Origin of the sequence: Rhizobium sp. S96 (assembly GCF_030382195.1) — a bacterium.
Classification (GTDB): domain Bacteria; phylum Pseudomonadota; class Alphaproteobacteria; order Rhizobiales; family Rhizobiaceae; genus Rhizobium.
This window is the reverse complement of sequence record NZ_JAUDRY010000030.1, coordinates 52,528-72,242: the sequence shown is the minus strand read 5'-3', so window position 1 is coordinate 72,242 and position 19,715 is coordinate 52,528. Positions and strand designations below refer to the sequence as shown.

Here is a 19,715-nt window from a genome sequence, read left to right as displayed (position 1 = left end):
AAATGGCCTTTCTCAACATCTCAGGTCTCAGAAAGCGCTACGGCGCGCTCGAAATCCTCAAGGGCATCGATCTCGAACTGGAAAAGGGCGGCTTCTTGGTGCTCGTTGGTCCGTCGGGCTGCGGCAAGTCCACCTTGCTCAACACCATCGCCGGGCTGGAAACGATCACCGAGGGCGACATCCGCGTCGACGATCGAAGCATCGCCGACCTGCATCCGTCGAAGCGCGACATTGCCATGGTGTTCCAGAGCTACGCGCTCTATCCTAACATGACGGTGGCAGGCAACATCGCCTTCGGCATGGAAATGCGCGGCGTCCCGCCTGAAGAGCGCAAGCAGGCGATCGACAAGGTTGCCAAGGTACTGCAGATCGGCCACCTCCTTGACCGCAAGCCGAGCCAGTTGTCCGGCGGCCAGCGCCAGCGCGTCGCCATGGGCCGTGCGCTGGTGCGCGATCCGAAACTCTTCCTGTTCGACGAGCCGCTGTCCAACCTCGACGCCAAGCTGCGCGTCGACATGCGCACGGAAATCAAGCGCCTGCACCAGACCACCGGCAAGACGATCGTCTACGTCACGCATGACCAGATCGAGGCCATGACGCTCGCCACCAAGATTGCCGTCATGAGGGATGGCATCGTTCAGCAATTCGGAACGCCAGCCGAGATCTACAACAATCCGGCGAACATGTTCGTCGCGGACTTCATGGGATCTCCTGCCATGAACCTGCTCTCCGGAAGGATCACCAGGAACGGCAGCGGTCTCAACGTGGCGCTGGAACGTGCCGGCGGCGAAATCTTGAACCTCCCGGTCGCACCGAGCATGGCCTCGCTTGCGGGATATGCGGACCGCAATGTCGTCTTCGGCATTCGCCCGGAAGCGCTGACGGACCCCGAGGGAGCGGACCGCAACGCCCGTTCCCTTTCCGAGAACGATTGCCTGATCGAGGTCGTCGAACCGGCAGGATCCGACACCTTCGCGGTAACGAAGCTCGGCGGAAAGGAAGTCGTGGCGCGGCTTCGAGCCGATGCGCGCATCAGGGCGGGCGAGAACGCCCGACTCGCGTTCAACCTCGACAAGGCGGTCTTCTTCGATCCCCAGACCCAGGTCCGGATTGCTTGAGGCATGGCAGACATGAGCGTCACACCTGACATCGTGATTATCGGATCCGGTATTGGCGGCTCGTCGGTTGCCGCGGGGCTGGCTTCGACCGACGCACGGATCCTGATCCTGGAGGCCGGCGATCATATCGCCGACCTTCCGGTCAATCGCGATCAGCGCGCGATCTTTCAACGGGGACATTTCCGGCCGAAAGAGACTTGGTACGACGCCAGCGGCAACGGCTTCAACCCTGGCAACTACTACAATGTCGGAGGAAATTCGAAGTTCTACGGTGCGGTGCTGTCGCGATATCGCAAGGAAGACTTCGATGTGATCGAGCACCAGGAAGGCGTCTCGCCGGCCTGGCCGTTCGCTTATGAGGTCCTCGAGCCGTGGTACAGTCGCGCGGAACGGCTTTTCAACGTGCGCGGGACGCTAGGCGAAGATCCGACCGAGCCATTTCACTCGATGGGCTACGAGTATCCTCCGGTCCCAGACGAAGCGCCGATCGCTGCCGTGCGCGCGCGGCTCAAGGGAAAGGGGCTCCACCCGGCGTCGCTGCCACTGGGCATCGATATCGACGCCTGGCTCGCCAAGGCGCAAACTCCGTGGGACGCCCATCCGAATTCCAACGACGGCAAGATGGATGCCGAAACAGCGGCCCTTTCGGTCGCCATGAAGCATCCCAATGTCATCCTCGAGACGAATGCCCGTGTCGTCAGGCTCGAGACGGGACCGAAGGACGAGGTGGCGAAGGTCATCTATATCAAGGATGGCGAGACGCGGTCGGTTTCCCCGAAGATCGTCATTCTGTCCGCCGGGGCCGTTCAGTCGTCGGTGCTGTTGCTGCGGTCGGCGAATGATCGCTTCAAGACCGGTCTTGCAAACGCTTCCGACCAAGTCGGCCGAAACTTCATGAACCACAACGCCTCGGCCGTGATCGGTGTCTCGCCGAGGTTCAAGAACAGTGCGATCTACCAGAAGACATTTGCCTTCAACGACTTCTACCTGTCCGACGGCAAGGGCGGACCGCCGCTTGGCAACGTCCAGCTTCTTGGACGCGTCTCCGGCCGGATCCTCAAGGGTTCGCTTCCGCAGGTTCCAGAGTGGATGCTCGACCTCGTTACCGGCCACGCGATTGATTTCTACGCAATGAGCGAGGACATCCCCAATCCCGAGAGCCGTGTGATGGTGGATGGCGACAGGATCATCTTGCAATGGCAGCGCACCAACTGGGCGGCGCATCTGGCATTGGTCGCCAAACTGAAGGAGATTTTGAAGTCCATCGGCTTCCCGATCGTCCTGGCAAGAGCCTTCGACAAACGTACGCCCTCGCACCAGTGCGGGACGATCCGCATCGGCAACGACGCCGCGACAGCGCCGCTCGATACCTTTTGCCGCTCGCACGAGCACCGCAATCTTTTTGTGGTGGACGCCAGTTTCCTGCCGACGTCTGCAGCAGTCAATCCCGCCCTCACGGTGGCCAGCCAGGCTCTTCGCGTGGCTGACCATATCGCATCCACGGACCTGCGATCATGAGCGGCTCTCTTCATTCCATCGGTTCATTGCCTCGACAGGATAGCAAAATGCGTTTCGACTACATCATCACAGGTGCCGGTCCGGCCGGATGCGTGCTCGCGAACCGATTGAGCGAAGATCCTGAGGTCAAAGTCCTGCTTCTCGAAGCGGGCGGCGGCGACTGGAACCCGTTGTTCCATATGCCCGCAGGCTTTGCGAAGATGACGAAGGGTGTAGCCAGCTGGGGTTGGTCCACCGTCCCGCAGAAGCACATGAAAGGCAGGGTCCTTCGCTATACCCAGGCAAAGGTGATCGGCGGAGGCTCGTCGATCAACGCCCAGCTCTACGCACGTGGCAATGCGGCCGACTACGACATGTGGGCGAGCGAGGACGGATGCGACGGCTGGGACTACCGCTCCATCCTTCCCTACTTCAAGCGCGCGGAGGACAACCAGCGTTTCGCCGACGACTACCACTCCTACGGTGGACCGCTCGGCGTATCGATGCCCGTCTCAGCCCTCCCCATTTGCGACGCTTATATCCGTGCCGGCCAGGAGCTCGGCATTCCGTATAACCACGACTTCAATGGCCGGCAGCAGGCGGGCGTCGGCTTCTATCAGCTCACGCAGCGCAACCGTCGCCGCTCGTCCGCGTCACTCGCATATCTGTCGTCGATCAGGGATCGGAAGAACCTGACGGTTCGCATGAACGCGCGCGTCTCGCGCATCGTGCTCGAAGGCAATCGCGCCGTCGGTGTTGAAATCGTCGGCAAGAATGGCCTGGAAAATGTCAGGGCCGAGCGGGAGGTCCTCGTTTCGTCAGGCGCCATCGGCTCGCCCAAGCTTCTCCTGCAATCGGGTATCGGGCCGGGCGATCATCTTCGGTCCGTCGGCGTCAAGGTGTTGCACGATCTGCCCGGTGTGGGCGGCAATCTTCAGGATCACCTCGATCTCTTCGTGATCGCCGAATGCACCGGAGACCACACCTACGACGGCGTCGCGAAACTTCACCGTACCCTTTGGGCTGGGCTGCAGTACGTCCTTTTCCGATCCGGTCCGGTCGCATCCTCGCTGTTTGAAACCGGGGGCTTCTGGTACGCGGATCCGCAGGCGAGGTCACCCGACATCCAGTTCCACCTAGGCCTGGGCTCGGGCATCGAGGCCGGTGTCGAACGCCTGAAAAATGCAGGCGTCACCCTGAACTCCGCCTATCTGCATCCGAGATCGCGGGGGACGGTGCGGCTATCATCGTCGGATCCTTCCGCCGCTCCCCTGATCGATCCGAACTACTGGTCCGATCCACATGACAAGACGATGTCTCTCGAGGGGCTGAAGATCGCTCGCGAGATCATGCAGCAGGCGGCGCTGAAACCGTTCGTTCTCGCCGAACGGCTGCCAGGCCCGAAGGTGATGTCGGACGAGGAGCTTTTCGAGTACGGGTGCGCCAACGCAAAGACTGATCACCATCCCGTCGGCACCTGCAAGATGGGAACCGGGCCGGAGGCAGTGGTCGGTCTCGACCTGAGGGTTCATGGCCTCGAAGGGCTGCGTGTCTGCGATTCCTCGATCATGCCACGCGTTCCATCCAGCAATACCAATGCCCCGACGATCATGGTCGGAGAAAAAGGTGCCGACATCATTCGGGGCCTTCCGCCGCTACCGTCGGCAATCTTCTCCTACGAGCGAAACGATACCCGGCCGAGAGCGCGGGTCGACATCCGATGAGCGACGACATGTCATCGGTCCCAGGAGGGCCGAATTCCAAAGGGGCTACGATAATGACCGAAGTAAAGGTTGCTGTTCTTGGCGGCTCGGGCTGGATGGGCAAGGTGCACACCATGGCCTACCAGACATTCCCACATTTCCTCGGCACCTCCGGCGGAACCGCGCGGGTCGTCGCGATCTCTGACCCCAATCCTGGAGTGGCGGAGGATCTGGCTCGACGCGCTGCGGGCGCGAAGATCGTTCAAGACTGGAAGCTGGCGGTCAATGATCCCGACGTCGATCTGGTGGATATTTGCTTGCCTGACGGCCTGCACTACGAGGTGGCGAAAGCCGCGCTGCTCGCCGGAAAGCACGTCTACTGCGAAAAGCCGCTCGCGAACACTGCTGCGGAAGCCCGTGAACTGGCAGACATCGCCAGGGAAAAAGGCGTCATCACCAGGGTCGGGCATGCGTTCCCGCGCAACCCGGTTCACGACCTCGCCAAGGAGATCATCGACGCAGGCGAGATCGGCGAGATCAAGATGTTCAAGGGCTGCCAGCACATCGACATGTACGGCGATCCGATGGCCCCCTACATGTGGCGCGCCGACGGCAAGCTTGCCCCGACCGGCATCGTCGGGGATACCGGTTCGCATATTTTCAGCTTCATGGAGTTTCTCGTCGGAAGGGTCAGCTCGCTGATTGCGGACAACCTGATTATCACTCCCAAGCGCCCCGTCGTCGGCGGACTTGGCTACGGCGAGAAGGTCGCCTTGAAGGGCGACGAGACGTGGGCGGAGATCACCAATCCCGACGCTACCAACCTACTGTGCCGCTTCGAGAATGGCGCGGCGGGGATCGTTGACTTCAGCCGCGTGGCGACTGGTCGCAAGTTCATGCAGACCTACGAGATCTACGGCACCAAGGGCAGCATCGCCTACACCTACGACGAGGTGAACCGTCTTCGCTTCTATACGAACGACGATCGGACCGGCCGTGCCGGCTTCCGCGAGATCGATGTGGGTCCGGAGAACCCGACGTTCAGAGCTTTCCTACCGCTGCCGAACTTCGCGCTCGGTTACAATGAAAGCAAGATCATCGAGGCCGCGGAAGTCATCAAGTCGATCACCACCAACACGCCGATGTGGCCGACTTTCGAGAATGGCCACCACATCTGCCAGATCGTCGATGCCTGCATGGAATCCTCGCGCGCCAAGCGCTGGGTCGACATTCCGCTCGCCTGACAACGACGCCCAAGGACCCGGACCAATGACCATCGATGTACCGCAACATATTCTCGACGCCCTGACCGATGTCGATATGCCACGGCTGTCTCCGGAAACGGCATCTTCGGAGACGATCCGGGTGGCGGACATCGACCTTCCCATCTACAGGGCCGGCTGTGTCGTCGTCGGCTCCGGTGCGGCAGGGCTGCGCGCGGCCGTGGAATTGAAGCGTCGCGGCGATGAGGTGGTGGTGATGAGCCAGAGCGCCTGGGGCGGAACCTCGGCATGTTCTGGCTCGGACAAGCAGACCCTGCATACGGCGAACACCGCCGATCAGGGCGATAACTTCAAGGCGATGGCGCGTGCGATACGCGCCGGCGGCGCCATGGATGAAGACACAGCCTATGTGGAGGCCGTGGGATCGGCCCGGATGATGGCCTCCCTGCAGTTTCTCGGCTTGCCGCTCCCTCAGGACAGCCTCGGCGGCACGCTTCGCTACCAGACCGACCATGACGAGGTCGGCCGGGCGACGAGCTGCGGACCGCGCACATCTCGCCTTATGGTGAAGGTGCTGGCGGAAGAGGCGATCCGGCTTGGCATCCCTTTCTTCAACCACACCACCGCCGTCAAGATCCTGACCGAGGGCGACGGTGCGCATCGTCGCATTGTCGGCGTCCTCGCCATCCGAGCGAGTGATCGCACCGAGACCAACCAGTTTGGCCTCGCGCTCTTCGCCTGCGAGGTGCTCGTGCTTGCAGCAGGTGGTCCGGGCGAACTCTATCGTGACAGTGTCTATCCCAACGGCTGTTTCGGATCGCTCGGTCTCACGCTTGAGGCAGGTATCGCGCTCGTGAACCTGACGGAAAGCCAGTTTGGTATCGGAACGCGCAGGGAAGGGTTTCCCTGGAATCTGTCCGGAACCTATGTCCAGGCGATCCCGCATATCTATTCGCTCGACGCCGAGGGAAGAGAGCATCATTTCCTCGCCTCCTATTACCGTACGACCCAGGAGATGGCGTCGAACGTCTTTCGCAAAGGCTACCAGTGGCCGTTTCACTCGACACGGATGCTCGACTTCGGATCGAGCCTGGTGGACCTGGCTATCTTCCGCGAGAGCGCGGCGGGGCGGCGCGTGTTCATGGACTTCAACCGCAATCCCTTGGCGGTGCCCGGCGACCTGCCGTTCGATCTTGAACGGCTTGATGACGACGTGAAGCACTACCTTGCCAATGCCGGGGCAAGGCAGGCGCTCCCGATCCAGCGACTGCGCCACATGAACCCGCTCGCGATCGAGCTCTACCGACGCTACAAGGTGGATATTGCCGCGGAACCGCTGGAGTTCGCCGTCAACAACCAGCACATGAACGGCGGCATCATGGTCGACACGTGGGGGCGCAGCAGCCTCGCCGGCTGCTACGCGATCGGCGAGGCTGCTGGGACGCACGGTGTCACGCGTCCCGGCGGCGCGGCGTTGAATGCGGGCCAGGTGTTCGGCACCCGCGTCGGAGAACACATCGGCGCGAGCGGACGGGCGAAAGTCGCCTCGCGGCGAGACCTTCGTGCCTCGGCGGGTGAGGGCGTGCTCAAACTGCTCGCCCTTCTCAAGACCCACAGTCCCTTGACCGTGAAGGCCATCAGATCAGATGTTCAGGCCCGCATGAGCGACAAGGCCGGCCTCATCTGCGATGCAGAAAGCGTGTCGGCGGCCCTGGCGGAAGCGAGGCGCCTGAATGCGCAGATCCGCCAGCACGGTATTGCATACGATCGTGCGGCAGAAGCTGGCCGCGCGCTCCAATGGCAACAGATGGCACTCGCATCCGAGGCCGTCCTTGAGGCGCTGGACTATTTCATCCGCAACGGTGGCGGCAGTCGCGGCGCCCGTGCCATCTGCGATGCGGCGGGTGAATCCCTTCCACAATCCAGCACGGGTCCGCTCGAGGCGTTCCGTTTCCGCAAGGAAAGGGGCTCTCACCGCGAGGAACAGATCGTCGTCCGTCTGGATGGCGAGCGCATGGCGGTCGAGACACGCCCGAACCGGAAATTCGACGAAACCGCGAAGTCCTTCTTCGAACGCGACTGGCCAGCATGGCTGACAGGAAAAGTCTACGATCTCGGCTCGCGCTAGGGACGCCGGAATCTGCGCACGCGGGGCGTGGCGTGCGACGAGGCAACGGTCGCAATAGCCTCATCCGGCAGACAACAATAGCCTGCAAGCAATAGCGCGGAGTTTAGAGCGTCCCCGTGCATGAACTGCCCCGAGTTATTCGCGGCAGCTCATTTGCGATCAGTTCAATTGCACGGTTAGCTTGTTGATGGTGCCGGTAAACGCAAACGGCACTTGGTAGTCTTTATCTTCGATCGGCGTGCGGGTATCGCTGCCAATGTCGAAGGTTTCGTCCCATGGCATCACAAAGGGAATGGTGTGCGGCACCTTCGCGCTGGCGACCTGGTTTCCATCCACCGTCAGCACGCCAGTCCCGCCTTTACCCATGCCAGGTGCTTCAGACTTGAAGTCGAAGACGATCGTATGCTTTCCAGGCTTGAGCGCATCCGCTCCTTCCCAGCGGAAGCGGGCCATTCCAAGCAGGTTGTAAACAAATATCGGCTTGTCCTTCAGAAGGTAAAGCCCGTAGCCGCCAAACCGGCCACCCTCAGTGACGAGTACGCCGTCGGCACCTGGTTGAGGGATATCGATATCAGCGGTGATCGTGTAGGACTTGTTTATGATGCTTGGTGCGTTTCCGGTTGGAATGCCAGAAATAGTGCCGGCATAATAGAATGTTGTCCTGCCAGCCGTCGCGCTTGGCCGCGGCGTCATGGTGCGGTTCAACACGTCATTGTCGAGCGGGAAGACGTTATACTTGGCCGCCTCCATAAGAAACATATCCTGTAGGTCGCGGAGCTTGTCGGGGTTGGTCGCAGCTAGGTCATTTGCCTGCGAGTAATCGTCGTTGAGGTTGTATAGCTCCCATTTGTAACCGTTCACGACGTCCGGCATCTTGCCGAGCCCCAACAACCAGGGTGCAGCCGGCGGCGTTGTCGAGGCTATCCAGCCATCATGGTAGATGGCTCGGTTGCCGAACATCTCGAAATACTGGGTATGACGCGTCGAGGGAGCGTTGGCGTTCGCCTTGTCCCACGTGTACGCCATGCTGACGCCCTCGATCGGCTTTTGCGCCACGCCACTGACCATGGTCGGTGCGGAGATTTGCGTCGCTTCGAGAATTGTCGGCACGATATCGATCATGTGGTGGAATTGAGTACGAATACCGCCGACATCCTTGATCCGGGCCGGCCATGCCATAGCCATACCCTGACGCGTACCCCCGAAATGCGACGCGACCTGCTTGGTCCATTTGAAGGGAGTATCAAACGCCCAGGACCAGGCTACGGACATGTGGGGATAGGTCCTGTCCGATCCCCACGCATCATAAAACTTGAGCTGATCCGCGACTGGAACGTTTATGCCCTGGATTGACAATAACTCGCTTGGCGTGCCCAGTGTGGAACCTTCGGCACTGGTCCCATTATCGCCCTCGATGTAGATGACAAGCGTGTTGTCGAGCTTGCCGAGGTCGTCAATTTCCTGGATGACACGCCCGATCTCATGGTCAGAGTAGGCGACGTAAGCGGCAAAGACTTCGGCCTGGCGCGCAAACAGCTTCTTGCTGTCGGCGTCCAGCGTATCCCATTTCGGCAGGTCGTCCGGCCATGGCGTGAGCTGTGCGCTTGGAGGGATGACGCCGAGACGTTTCTGATTGGCAAAAATCTGGTCGCGCATTGCGTTCCAGCCCATGTCGAACTTGCCCTTGAACTTGTCGATCCACTCGGGCGTCGGATGATGCGGCGCGTGTGTTGCTCCCGGTGCGTAATAGACGAAGAACGGCTTGTCCGGCGCAGCCGCGTCGAGCTGCCGGATATGGTCGATGGCCTTGTCGGCTTCATCCGTAATCAGATTGTATTTAGGGTTGCCGACCCAGGGAAATATCTGCGTATGATCCTCGAACAGGTAAGGCTGCCACTGATTGGTGTCCCCACCCATGAACCCATAGAAATAGTCAAAACCCATGCCGGATGGCCACTGGTCAAACGGGCCGGCCGAGCTGTACTGGAAGGTGGGCGTATTGTGTTCTTTGCCGAACCAGGACGTGGCGTAGCCGTTCTGCTTCAGGATTTCGGCGACCGTAGCGTTATCGACACCAATGATGGAATCGTATCCCGGGTATCCGGTAGCTTGCTCGGACACGACTCCATAACCCACCGAGTGATGATTGCGCCCGGTGATCAGGGCGGCGCGCGATGGCGAACAAAGTGCCGTGGAGTGAAACTGCGTATAGCGCAGCCCCGTTTGCGCCACTCGATCGAGAGCGGGCGTCGGAATGACACCGCCGAAGGTGCCCGCGACTCCGTAGCCGGCGTCATCTGTAATGATCAGCAGGATGTTCGGTGCACCTTTGGGTGGAACGACCTGCGGCGGCCAGTAAGGCGTTGAATCCTTTGCCGTCAGCCCAATTTGTCCGCCAAATGCCGCCGGAGGATTGGGCAGGTAGCGCCCGTCGACGGTCGTCGTCGCCCCCGGTGTTCCGGGCGTGCCGGTAATCTGTTGTGCATTGGCGTAATGCGAGACCGCAAGGGTCAGAAGGCTCGATGTCACTGCAAGTAATAGCTTCATGTTGGTTCCTCCCTTGTCTCTAAACGTCTTCTTTGAACCGTGTCGCCGCAGAATCTTCTTCCCCCAAATCGATGCCTTTGATTGCGTTCTGCAATTCGGAGATCGCCTCGACCAATTGAATGATGTCGCTTGGAAACAGATAGCGGACCCGAGGAATTGTCGTGCATAGGGGCTCGAGGTCACGGTCTCCGAGGTGCGGCGGACCGCCCGCGGTCGCGGCGCACAACCGATGACGTGAAAATCCACAAGCGCACAGAAACTGCAAACGATGGTCATCTCGGCAGCTCCCCACACGCAAACCGAAAATCGTTGCAAAAGATTTCTCTAAAATACCACTCAAGCGAAGGCAGGTCGAGTATTGAATGACTACGACATCGGTCTGCCGTGCCGTTCGTCTGGGCGCCTCAAGTCTTCCGCCGGGTTACTCTCGTTTCTACTCGGCAATACAGGTATATGGCATAGTGAAGCGTTCGCATTTCGAGGCAAACCCCGTGCATTGGTCGAAGCCCCTAAGATTGCATCTCGGCGTTCTGATTGTCGCATCGCTATTGTGCACGTCGATGCCGATCATCTGGATGGCATTCAGCCATGGGCGGGAGGCCGCGGTAAGCGCCGGCGTCCAGCAGATGCGCGAAATGAGCCTGCGGCTGATCGAAGGATACCGCAACACGCTGCAAGGGGGCACCGAAGCGGTGGCGTTGGCAGCCACCTTGCCGCAGATCACGTCGCCACCACCACAGGACTTGCAGGCAAAGCAGGATTTCTTTCTGGAAGTCCTGCGAAGCCTCCCCGACGCGACGAGCATCTACGCGGGCTATCCCGATGGTTCGTACCTGCAGGTCATCAATGCCGCCAGGCGTGACGTGCGCCAAACGCTTGCCGCCCCAGATGGCACGGCCTTCGCCATCAGAACCATCGCGCGGCCACAAAGCGCAGACGCTATCTCTACGCTTGGCTTTCTCGATAGCCGGGCGAGACTGATAGAGGAGCGGAATGTCGAAAATGGCTCGTTCGATCCCCGGCAAAGACCCTGGTATCAATCCGTTATACGCGAAGGCGCAGCGGTTTCGGTTGGCCCCTATGTCACCGGCACGCTCAAGGTCCCAACGCTGACGGTCGCCGCACCGATGAAGGAAAACGGTAAGGTCGTCGTCGGCATCAACATCCACCTGCGGACCATCGGCCGCCTGTTGGACGCGCAGGGGATTTCGCCGCGTGCGCGCGCCTACCTCATGGATGACGCCGACAATCTCGTCGCCCATTCTGATCCGACCATCATGGCCAAGCTCCTCGATATCTGGTCACGAAGTGACGGCCCGGTCGATACCAAGGCAGGCAATCTCGATACGAGCCTCGAAACCGTGGCCAGGCTGAGGCGAGATCCCGCCTTTGCAAGTGGCGGGTTGGCACGGCTCCAGTTTGATGGTGAAAATTACCTCGTCCAGATTGCGCCCGTCGATGTGTCAGGCCTGTTCAAGGGAAACGTGGCCGCAATCGTCGTCCCGCTCGAGGATCTCGTGGCGCAGGCAAATCGCCTACTCGTTCACAACCTTCTCATTGCAGCCGCATTGCTAGTTGCGGGTGTCGCCGCATCTGTCTTGTTGTCCCGCATGGTCAGTCGCTCTCTCAACCGGCTGGCGGAGGAAGCGCGCAGGATCGGTGATCTCGATATCACCCAGAAACCCGTCTCGCATTCCTGGATCACCGAGATCAACACACTGGCGGGTGCGCTGGCGGCAAGCCGCCGTGCGATCGGTCAGTTCGCGCTCTATGTCCCGCGCGAAGTCGTTCGCCGTATCGTCAATCCTGGCGGCGGGGCTTTCGTCAAGGCGAAGCGGCAGGATTTGACCGTTCTCTTCACCGACATCCGCGACTTCACGACCATATCCGAGCAGCACTCGCCGGAAGAAGTGGTCGATATCCTGTCGGCCTATTTCGAACTGCTGAACACGATTGCCGAGCGGCACGGCGGCACAGTCGTCCAATATCTCGGCGATTCCATTTTCGTCATGTGGAATGCCCCTGTTCAAGACCCCCTCCATGCCGAACACGGCTGTCGATGTGCGCTTGCGATGAAAGAGGCGATCGATGACTTGAACGACGCCAATCGAAAGGATGGCCGCCCGGAACTGTTCACTCGGTTTGGATTGCACAGCGGGCCGGCGGTCGTCGGTAGTTTCGGAGCAATCTCGCGGCAGCAATACACGGCGATGGGCGATACGATCAACGTCGCCTCGCGGCTGGAAGGGTTGAACAAGGACTACCAGACGTCGATCCTCGTCAGCGCAGCCGTACGCGATGCCGTGACCAATCGCTTCGATCTACGGCCATTGGGCATGGTCCACCTCAAGGGGCGTGCGGAACAGGTCGGCATCTGGGAACTGACCGGAGAGAAAAGTGACCAGAGCATCGATGTGCAGCAGCAAGCACGAACGAGCTAACCTCCGGATTGCGCGAAACGAGCGACTTGCGGTTATTCCAGCTTCACAAGAAGCGCGTAGCCTGCTGCGATCTGATGGAGTTCATGGTCCGCCCGATCCCTTGCACAAAGTGGTGGGCGATGGGCGCATTCTTTATTCCATCTTTGACAATTAGGGACGACTCATGAACTTTTAACGTTCCGACCACAGTATGCATACCGGGCGACGATTATCGCCCGGCAACGCCAGCCGCGGCCGAAAAAGGCAACCGGCAACGGCTGGCGTCTCACTGTAGCAGGACAGATGAGCTGCACGCGCATCGAGCGCCGATTTTTTCTCAGGCCCTGTCGATTTTCTCGCTTCCCAAACGTTCTAGAAGAACATGCCGCACCGGGCAGGGGCGGTCATGTCTGCTGGAACTGACCAATCAAGAAGGAGGACTTGCCATGGATGCCCCCAGCCTTGTTTCCGCGATGGAACTTGCAAGACGCAATGGCGTGCGCATTCCCAATGAAAGCGCGGGTTACCGCCGCGCCCGCGAAGCGTTGCTTGCAGAAGAGATCGAGTTGCGGCGTCATATCGAACGCGTCGCAGAAATGCGGCGTGCCTTGCCGCCGGGCGGCGAGGTGACGAAGACCTACCAATTCCAAGGCCCTGACGGACCGGTCAGTCTCGAGGAGCTCTTCGGAAACAAGGACACGCTGGTCATCTATAGCTACATGTTCGGTCCGGAGCGTGAGCGCCCATGCCCGATGTGCACGTCGATGCTATCGGCGCTGGACGGCGAAGTTCCCGACATCAGCCAGCAGGCCGCCTTCGCCGTCGTCGCCCGCTCGCCGATCGAACGGCTGCTTGCCTTCAAGAAGGAACGTGGCTGGCATCATCTGCCGCTCTATTCCGACACCGAAGACGAGTTTAGTCGCGACTACCACGCAATCGGTGAAGGCGGTAGCGACGATGCGGCCTATAACGTCTTTACCCGCAAGGACGGATCGATTCGCCACTTCTGGAGCCAGGAAATGGGACCGGAGACGTCCGACCCGGGGCAGGATCAGCGCGGCGCGCCCGACTTCATGCCGCTATGGACGGTGCTCGACACCACGCCGGAAGGACGTCCACCGACCTGGTATCCCAAATTGTCTTACGGCACCGCGCCATAGCATCCCCATACTTCGAGGCAGCGCTTCAGCGCTGCCTGCCGACGCTCGCATACATGCCGGTGGTGCGGAATTCCGTCGGGTTGGTGCCGTAAACACGACGGAAAACCTTGGAGAAATAATTCGCGTCCTCGAAGCCCGAGCGGATCGCGACTTCCTTGACCGGCATGTTGGCGGTTTTCGTCAGCAGCTTGACGGCGCGCTTCAGGCGTTTCTGCAGAACGAATTCCGCAGGCGGCAGGCCTTCGTTTGCGGCAAACATGCGCGAGAAATGCGCGCGACTGAGACCCGCGACCCGGGCGAGATCCTCCACGGGCAGCGGACGCTCCAGATTGCTCATGATGTAGTCGATCACATGCTGCATCGTCCGGTATTCCTCGCTGAACACTGGGTGCGAGCCGAACACGTCGTCATAGAGCGCCATTGCCGCCTCGTAAGCAATCGCCGATGCAAGCCCCGGCGTCTCCGCGCCGGTGATCAGGCGCAGGCTGCAATCGGCCAGATGCTCGATCGTCTCTGGCTGCAGCTTGAGAATCGGACCGGTCACCGCGAGGATCGAACGATGGATGCGTAGCGCCTCTTCCCCGTTCATCGAGATCCAGAAAAATTCCCAGCGATCCCCATCGTCCAGCCAGTAGCGGTGATTGTGGGGCACGAGGACCAGCAAGGTTTCGCCCTCCTTCACCCGCAGTTCGCGGTTCTCGTATCGCAGGTTCCCGGAGCCGCTGATCGTGTGCTGAAGCACAGTGAACGGCGTCTGGCCGCGCTTGCGGCCATCCCAGTCATAGGTCGCATCCTCGCGGATTTCGTATCCGGTGCTGGTCGGCATGGTGTGCAGGCTCTGTCGCCCGCGCGGCAGTGAAACGGTGCGCATGACCGGGCCGTTCTCAATCAGTTTGTGGAGCACAGAATTACCCATGAAAGCATAATCCTTCTCTGGCGGGCTCGCCGAAATTGCGCATAATCCGCCTCCAAGAGAGAGCACACCGCCTGCATCGAGGAGTGGCGGGGAGGAGAATAAGCCGGATTTCTGGCCTTTTTTGATAGGGAGCGCAAGCCCGTGTCCTATTCTTCTTCTCGTTGTCCAATGCCGGTATTTTGATCGCATCGAGGTTAGGATCATGAGTTTCAAAATCGCTATCATCGGCGCTGGCAGCGTCGGCTTCACGAAAAAGCTGTTCACCGACATCCTGTGCGTTCCGGAATTCAGGGACATCGAGTTCGCGCTCACCGACATGAGCGAACACAATCTGCAGATGATCAAGCAGATCCTCGACACCATCGTGTCGTCCAACAAGCTGCCCACCAAGGTAACGGCGACGACGAACCGCCGCGAGGCTCTCACCGGTGCGCGCTACATCATCAGCTGCGTGCGCGTCGGCGGCCTCGAAGCCTATGCCGACGACATCCGCATTCCGCTGAAGTACGGCATCGACCAGTGTGTCGGTGACACGATCTGCGCCGGCGGCATTCTCTATGGTCAGCGCAACATTCCTGTTATCCTCGACTTCTGCAAGGACATCCGCGAAGTCGCCGAGCCGGGCGCGAAGTTCCTGAACTATGCGAACCCGATGGCGATGAACACCTGGGCCGCGATCGAATACGGCAAGGTCGACACGGTCGGTCTATGCCACGGCGTACAGCACGGCGCCGAACAGATCGCCGAGGTGCTCGGCGCGAAGTCGCCGTCCGAACTCGACTACATCTGCTCGGGCATCAACCACCAGACCTGGTTCGTCGATCTCAAGCTCAACGGTCGCAAGATCGGCAAGGACGAACTGGTTGCCGCCTTCGAGGCGCATCCAGTCTTCTCGCAGCAGGAAAAGCTGCGCATCGACGTCCTGAAGCGCTTCGGCGTCTATTCGACGGAGAGCAACGGCCACCTCTCGGAATACCTGCCCTGGTACCGCAAGCGGCCGGACGAGATCACCAAGTGGATCGACATGTCCGACTGGATCCACGGCGAAACTGGTGGCTATCTCCGTCACTCCACGGAAACCCGCAACTGGTTCGAGACGGAATTCCCACAGTTCCTCGCCTCCGCTGAAAAGCCGATCGATCCGTCCAAGCGTTCGAACGAGCATGCCAGCCATATCCTGGAAGCGCTGGAAACGGGGCGTGTCTATCGCGGCCACTTCAACGTCAAGAACAACGGCGTGATCACGAACCTGCCTGCTGACGCGATCATTGAGTCGCCCGGTTTCGTCGACCGCTTCGGCATCAACATGGTCTCCGGCGTCACCATTCCGGAAGCCTGTGCTGCGACCTGCATGGCGTCTATCAACGTCCAGCGCATGTCCGTCCATGCAGCCGTCAGCGGCGATATCGACCTCCTGAAGCTTGCCGTGCTGCACGACCCGCTGGTCGGGGCCGTCGCAACGCCGGAAGAGGTCTGGCAGATGGTCGACGAGATGGTTGTCGCCCAGGCCCGCTGGCTGCCGCAATATGCGGATGCAGTTCCGGCCGCCAAGGAGCGCCTGGCGAAATCGACCGTGAAGACCCGCGAATGGGCAGGTGCTGCCCGCCGCAACGTCCGCTCGATCGAAGAACTTCGTGCCGAGAAGGCGGCGCTCAAGCAAGCCGTCTGAGTTTCCCGGAGGACGGGTGGCGATGGCGTTCCAAGGAGGGGACGCCATCGCCGCAAACCCGTTGCCGGATCGTTGAGGAGAACCGGGGCAGCCGACAAGCGCCTCGAAACAAGAGGGAGAGACGATGAGAAATTACCGCAACCTTGGCATTCTTGCCGGACTGGCGCTGAGCGTCTCGGTCTCGGCTTTGAGCGCCTACGCTTCCGAGCCGACGGTACCGCCCGTTGCGCCGCCGTTCCCGGCGGAAGGCAAGATCAAATACGTTTCGAGAGACTCGATCGAAGAGTTCAAGGCGCTTCCTTCGTATAACGAACCGGACTGGGTGAAGAAGAACTTCGTCGACACCGGCAAGCTGCCGCCCGTCAAGGATCGACTGCCCAAGGAACCGCTCGTCTTCAAGACCGACAACATGGTCGACGGCATCGGTGTCTATGGCGACACGCTTCGCCACGTCATCGGCGGTCGGCCGGAAGGCTGGAACTACGGCGCAGGCCAGACACAGGGCTGGGGCGGCATCGACATCGGTCTTTCCGAATGCCTGACGCGCACCGCGCCGCTCTTCCAGGTGGAAGCCAAAGACACCGAGCCGCTTCCGAACCTCGCCAAGAGCTGGGAATGGTCTGCTGATGGCCACAAGCTGACCATGCATCTCGTCGAAGGCGCGAAGTGGTCGGATGGCGTCGCCTTCAACGCTGACGACATCATGTTCTACTGGGACGACGAGGTCATCGACCCGAACGTTTCGCCGCTCGGTGGCGGCGCATCGCCGGAAGCCTTCGGCGAGGGAACGACGCTGAAGAAGATCGACGACTACACGGTCGAATGGACCTTCAAGGAAGCCTTCCCGAAGCAGTATCTCTACACGATGTCCTATCCGAGCTTCTGCCCGGGTCCGTCGCACATCCTGAAGCCGCAACATCCGAAGTATTCGAAGAACACCTACGACCAGTTCAAGAATGCCTTCCCGCCGGAATTCATGAACATGCCGGTCATGGGTGCCTGGGTGCCGGTCGAATATCGTCCTGACGACATCATCGTCATGCGCCGCAACCCGTACTACTGGAAGGTCGACGAGAAGGGCAACCAGCTGCCTTACCTCAACGAACTGCACTACAAGCTCTCCACCTGGGCTGACCGAGACGTGCAAGCCGTTGCCGGTTCCGGCGACATTTCCAACCTGGAGCAGCCGGAAAACTTCGTGGCGTCGCTGAAACGCGCCGCCGAAAAGACGGCACCGGCGCGCCTTGCCTTCGGCCCGCGCCTGATCGGTTACAACCTGCGCATGAACCTCTCGGCCAATGGCTGGGGCGATCCTGACGCACGTGGCCAAGCTGTTCGCGAACTGAACCGCAATGAGGACTTCCGCAAGGCAGTCACCATGGGTCTCGACCGCAAGGCCATCGGCGAGTCACTCGTCAAGGGTCCATTCACCGCGATCTATCCGGGCGGCCTGTCTTCGGGCACGAGCTTCTACGATCGTAACTCGGTGGTTTACTACCCGTTCGACCTGAAGGGCGCCAAGGCATTGCTCGCCAAGGCAGGCCTCAAGGATACCGACGGCGACGGCTTCGTGAACTTCCCGGCCGGCACCGAAGGCGGCAAGAACGTCGAAATCGTTCTTCTCGTCAACAACGGCTACGCGACCGACAAGAGCCTTGCTGAAGGCGTCATCGGCCAGATGGAAAAGCTCGGCATCAAGGTCATCCTCAATGCATTGGATGGTCCGAAGCGTGACGACGCCCACTATGCGGGTCGTTTCGACTGGCTGATCCAGCGCAGTTCACCGGAGCTCGCTTCCGTCGTGCAGAACACCGAACAGCTTGCACCTGTCGGTCCCCGCACGAGCTGGCAGCATCGCGCCGGCAAGGACGGCAAGCTTGACCTGATGCCTTATGAAGAAAAGCTGGTGGACATCGTCACGAAGTTCCAGACCAGCCAGGACAACAACGAGCGCGTCGACCTGATGAAGCAGTATCAGAAGGTCGCGACCGAGAATGTCGATACGGTCGGCCTCACGGAGTATCCGGGTGCGCTGATTATCAACAAGCGCTTCTCGAACGTGCCGGCTGGAACTCCGATCTTCATGTTCAACTGGGCAGAAGATAGCGTCATCCGCGAACGTCTGTGGGTGGCCGCCGACAAGCAGGGCAAGTACGAGCTGTTCCCTGAGCAGCTGCCCGGCAAGCCCGGCGACAAGGGCCCGATCAACTAAGCGTTCTCCTCCCAACGAAAGACACCGGTCGCGCGTGCTGCGCGCGACCGGCCAAGATCAACAAGCCAGCCGCATAGAGACAGCGACTGGCCGCAATGAGAAGCGAACCGTCAGATGTTCCGATTCCTGCTCGTGCGCATAGCCTCCGCGATTCCGGTGCTGATCATCCTCAGCATCGTGACCTTCGCGATCATCCAGGCGCCGCCCGGCGATTATGCCGATTACATCCGTTCGCAGCTGATCAATCAGAGTGGAGCCTCCTTCGCGGCCGCCGATGCGCAGGCCCAGGCCTATCGCGTCGCCCACGGGCTCGACCAACCGATGGTCATCCAGTACTTCAACTGGATCAAGGGCATCCTGACGCAGGGCGATTTCGGCTACAGCATGTTCTACAACAAGCCGGTGGCCGACGTGGTCGCCGAGCGCCTGCCACGCACCCTTGCGCTGGCGTTGGTCTGCCACATACTGGCATCCGTGCTCGGCATCACCTTCGGCGTCTGGGCCGCGACCCGCCAGTATTCCTGGATCGACAGCCTGCTTTCCGGCATTTCTTTCCTCGGCATGACGGTGCCGCGCTTCCTGATGGCGCTGATCATCGTCTATCTCATGGTATTCCAGTTCAACGTTGCGGAGATCGGCAGCTTCTTCTCGCCGCAATATGGTGGAGCGCCGTGGTCCTGGGCAAAATTCGTCGATCTCGTCCACCATGTCTGGCCGGTCGTCGCCATCGCCACCTTCGGCGGGCTTGCCTACAACATGCGCGTGATGCGCGGGAACCTGCTCGATACGCTGAACGCCCAGTATGTCGAGACAGCGCGGGCAAAGGGCCTTTCGGGCGGCGCGGTCGTCATGCGCCATGCGGTGCCAAACGCGCTGCATCCACTCGTCATGTACCAAGGCGTCGTGCTTCCTTACATGCTGACCGGCGAGATCGAGACCGCGATCATCTTTTCCCTCCCAACCGTCGGGCCTGCAATCGTCGGCTCCATGGCGATCGGCGACGTCTACGTGACGGCCACCTTCATGATGGTGCTGTCCGCCACGCTCATCGTCGGCAATATCATCGCCGACATGCTGCTTGCCATGCTGGACCCTCGCGTCCGTACGTACGGAGGAGCCTGA

The 19,715-nt window shown here is 60.5% G+C and carries 12 protein-coding genes; 10 read left to right on the top strand and 2 right to left on the bottom strand.

The features are described 5' to 3' along the window. Positions 1-2: 2 nt before the first annotated feature. The 5 genes from QTL94_RS22395 to QTL94_RS22375 are packed head-to-tail and all read left to right on the top strand — an operon-like array spanning position 3 to position 7,669. Positions 3-1,118 carry an ABC transporter ATP-binding protein gene (locus tag QTL94_RS22395; RefSeq protein ID WP_289803142.1) on the top strand — a complete coding sequence of 372 codons (1,116 nt, stop codon included), beginning with the start codon at positions 3-5 and terminating at the stop codon, positions 1,116-1,118. 12 nt (positions 1,119-1,130) lie between these two features. Further along, positions 1,131-2,636, top strand: coding sequence for a GMC oxidoreductase (locus tag QTL94_RS22390; protein WP_289803261.1), 1,506 nt, complete (start codon positions 1,131-1,133; stop codon positions 2,634-2,636). Positions 2,637-2,683: 47 nt separating this feature from the next. Continuing rightward, complete coding sequence (locus QTL94_RS22385) at positions 2,684-4,339, top strand: GMC family oxidoreductase (protein WP_289803141.1); 1,656 nt, start codon at positions 2,684-2,686, stop codon at positions 4,337-4,339. Between the two features lie 53 nt (positions 4,340-4,392). Then, complete coding sequence (locus QTL94_RS22380) at positions 4,393-5,562, top strand: Gfo/Idh/MocA family protein (RefSeq protein WP_289803140.1); 1,170 nt, start codon at positions 4,393-4,395, stop codon at positions 5,560-5,562. Between the two features lie 25 nt (positions 5,563-5,587). Then, positions 5,588-7,669 (top strand): FAD-dependent oxidoreductase, encoded by a 2,082-nt coding sequence (locus QTL94_RS22375; RefSeq protein WP_289803139.1) that lies wholly within the window; start codon positions 5,588-5,590, stop codon positions 7,667-7,669. 159 nt (positions 7,670-7,828) lie between these two features. Here QTL94_RS22375 and QTL94_RS22370 read toward each other — a convergent pair whose 3' ends face one another. Then, complete coding sequence (locus tag QTL94_RS22370; RefSeq protein ID WP_289803138.1) at positions 7,829-10,216, bottom strand: arylsulfatase; 2,388 nt, start codon at positions 10,214-10,216, stop codon at positions 7,829-7,831. A 491-nt stretch (positions 10,217-10,707) separates the two neighbouring features. Between QTL94_RS22370 and QTL94_RS22365 the strand changes: the two genes are divergently transcribed. Both QTL94_RS22365 and QTL94_RS22360 read left to right on the top strand, forming a co-directional pair. Next, positions 10,708-12,657, top strand: a complete 1,950-nt coding sequence (locus tag QTL94_RS22365; RefSeq protein WP_289803260.1) for an adenylate/guanylate cyclase domain-containing protein — start codon at positions 10,708-10,710, stop codon at positions 12,655-12,657. Positions 12,658-13,082: 425 nt separating this feature from the next. Continuing rightward, positions 13,083-13,796 (top strand): DUF899 family protein, encoded by a 714-nt coding sequence (locus QTL94_RS22360; RefSeq protein ID WP_289803137.1) that lies wholly within the window; start codon positions 13,083-13,085, stop codon positions 13,794-13,796. Positions 13,797-13,821: 25 nt separating this feature from the next. Here QTL94_RS22360 and QTL94_RS22355 read toward each other — a convergent pair whose 3' ends face one another. Then, positions 13,822-14,712 (bottom strand): AraC family transcriptional regulator, encoded by an 891-nt coding sequence (locus tag QTL94_RS22355; RefSeq protein ID WP_289803136.1) that lies wholly within the window; start codon positions 14,710-14,712, stop codon positions 13,822-13,824. Positions 14,713-14,914: 202 nt separating this feature from the next. Here QTL94_RS22355 and QTL94_RS22350 point away from each other — a divergent pair, with 202 nt between their 5' ends. From QTL94_RS22350 to QTL94_RS22340, 3 genes are all read left to right on the top strand, one after another. Then, positions 14,915-16,381 carry an alpha-glucosidase/alpha-galactosidase gene (locus QTL94_RS22350; RefSeq protein WP_289803135.1) on the top strand — a complete coding sequence of 489 codons (1,467 nt, stop codon included), beginning with the start codon at positions 14,915-14,917 and terminating at the stop codon, positions 16,379-16,381. Positions 16,382-16,505: 124 nt separating this feature from the next. After that, complete coding sequence (locus QTL94_RS22345) at positions 16,506-18,593, top strand: ABC transporter substrate-binding protein (RefSeq protein ID WP_289803134.1); 2,088 nt, start codon at positions 16,506-16,508, stop codon at positions 18,591-18,593. Positions 18,594-18,707: 114 nt separating this feature from the next. Beyond that, positions 18,708-19,715, top strand: a complete 1,008-nt coding sequence (locus QTL94_RS22340; protein WP_289803133.1) for an ABC transporter permease — start codon at positions 18,708-18,710, stop codon at positions 19,713-19,715.

Coding starts and splice junctions, on each gene's coding strand:
- QTL94_RS22395 (WP_289803142.1), top strand. CDS start 3: ATGGCCTTTCTCAACATCTCAGGTCTCAGAAAGCGCTACGGCGCGCTC.
- QTL94_RS22390 (WP_289803261.1), top strand. CDS start 1,131: ATGAGCGTCACACCTGACATCGTGATTATCGGATCCGGTATTGGCGGC.
- QTL94_RS22385 (WP_289803141.1), top strand. CDS start 2,684: ATGCGTTTCGACTACATCATCACAGGTGCCGGTCCGGCCGGATGCGTG.
- QTL94_RS22380 (WP_289803140.1), top strand. CDS start 4,393: ATGACCGAAGTAAAGGTTGCTGTTCTTGGCGGCTCGGGCTGGATGGGC.
- QTL94_RS22375 (WP_289803139.1), top strand. CDS start 5,588: ATGACCATCGATGTACCGCAACATATTCTCGACGCCCTGACCGATGTC.
- QTL94_RS22370 (WP_289803138.1), bottom strand. CDS start 10,216: ATGAAGCTATTACTTGCAGTGACATCGAGCCTTCTGACCCTTGCGGTC.
- QTL94_RS22360 (WP_289803137.1), top strand. CDS start 13,083: ATGGATGCCCCCAGCCTTGTTTCCGCGATGGAACTTGCAAGACGCAAT.
- QTL94_RS22355 (WP_289803136.1), bottom strand. CDS start 14,712: ATGGGTAATTCTGTGCTCCACAAACTGATTGAGAACGGCCCGGTCATG.
- QTL94_RS22350 (WP_289803135.1), top strand. CDS start 14,915: ATGAGTTTCAAAATCGCTATCATCGGCGCTGGCAGCGTCGGCTTCACG.
- QTL94_RS22345 (WP_289803134.1), top strand. CDS start 16,506: ATGAGAAATTACCGCAACCTTGGCATTCTTGCCGGACTGGCGCTGAGC.
- QTL94_RS22340 (WP_289803133.1), top strand. CDS start 18,708: ATGTTCCGATTCCTGCTCGTGCGCATAGCCTCCGCGATTCCGGTGCTG.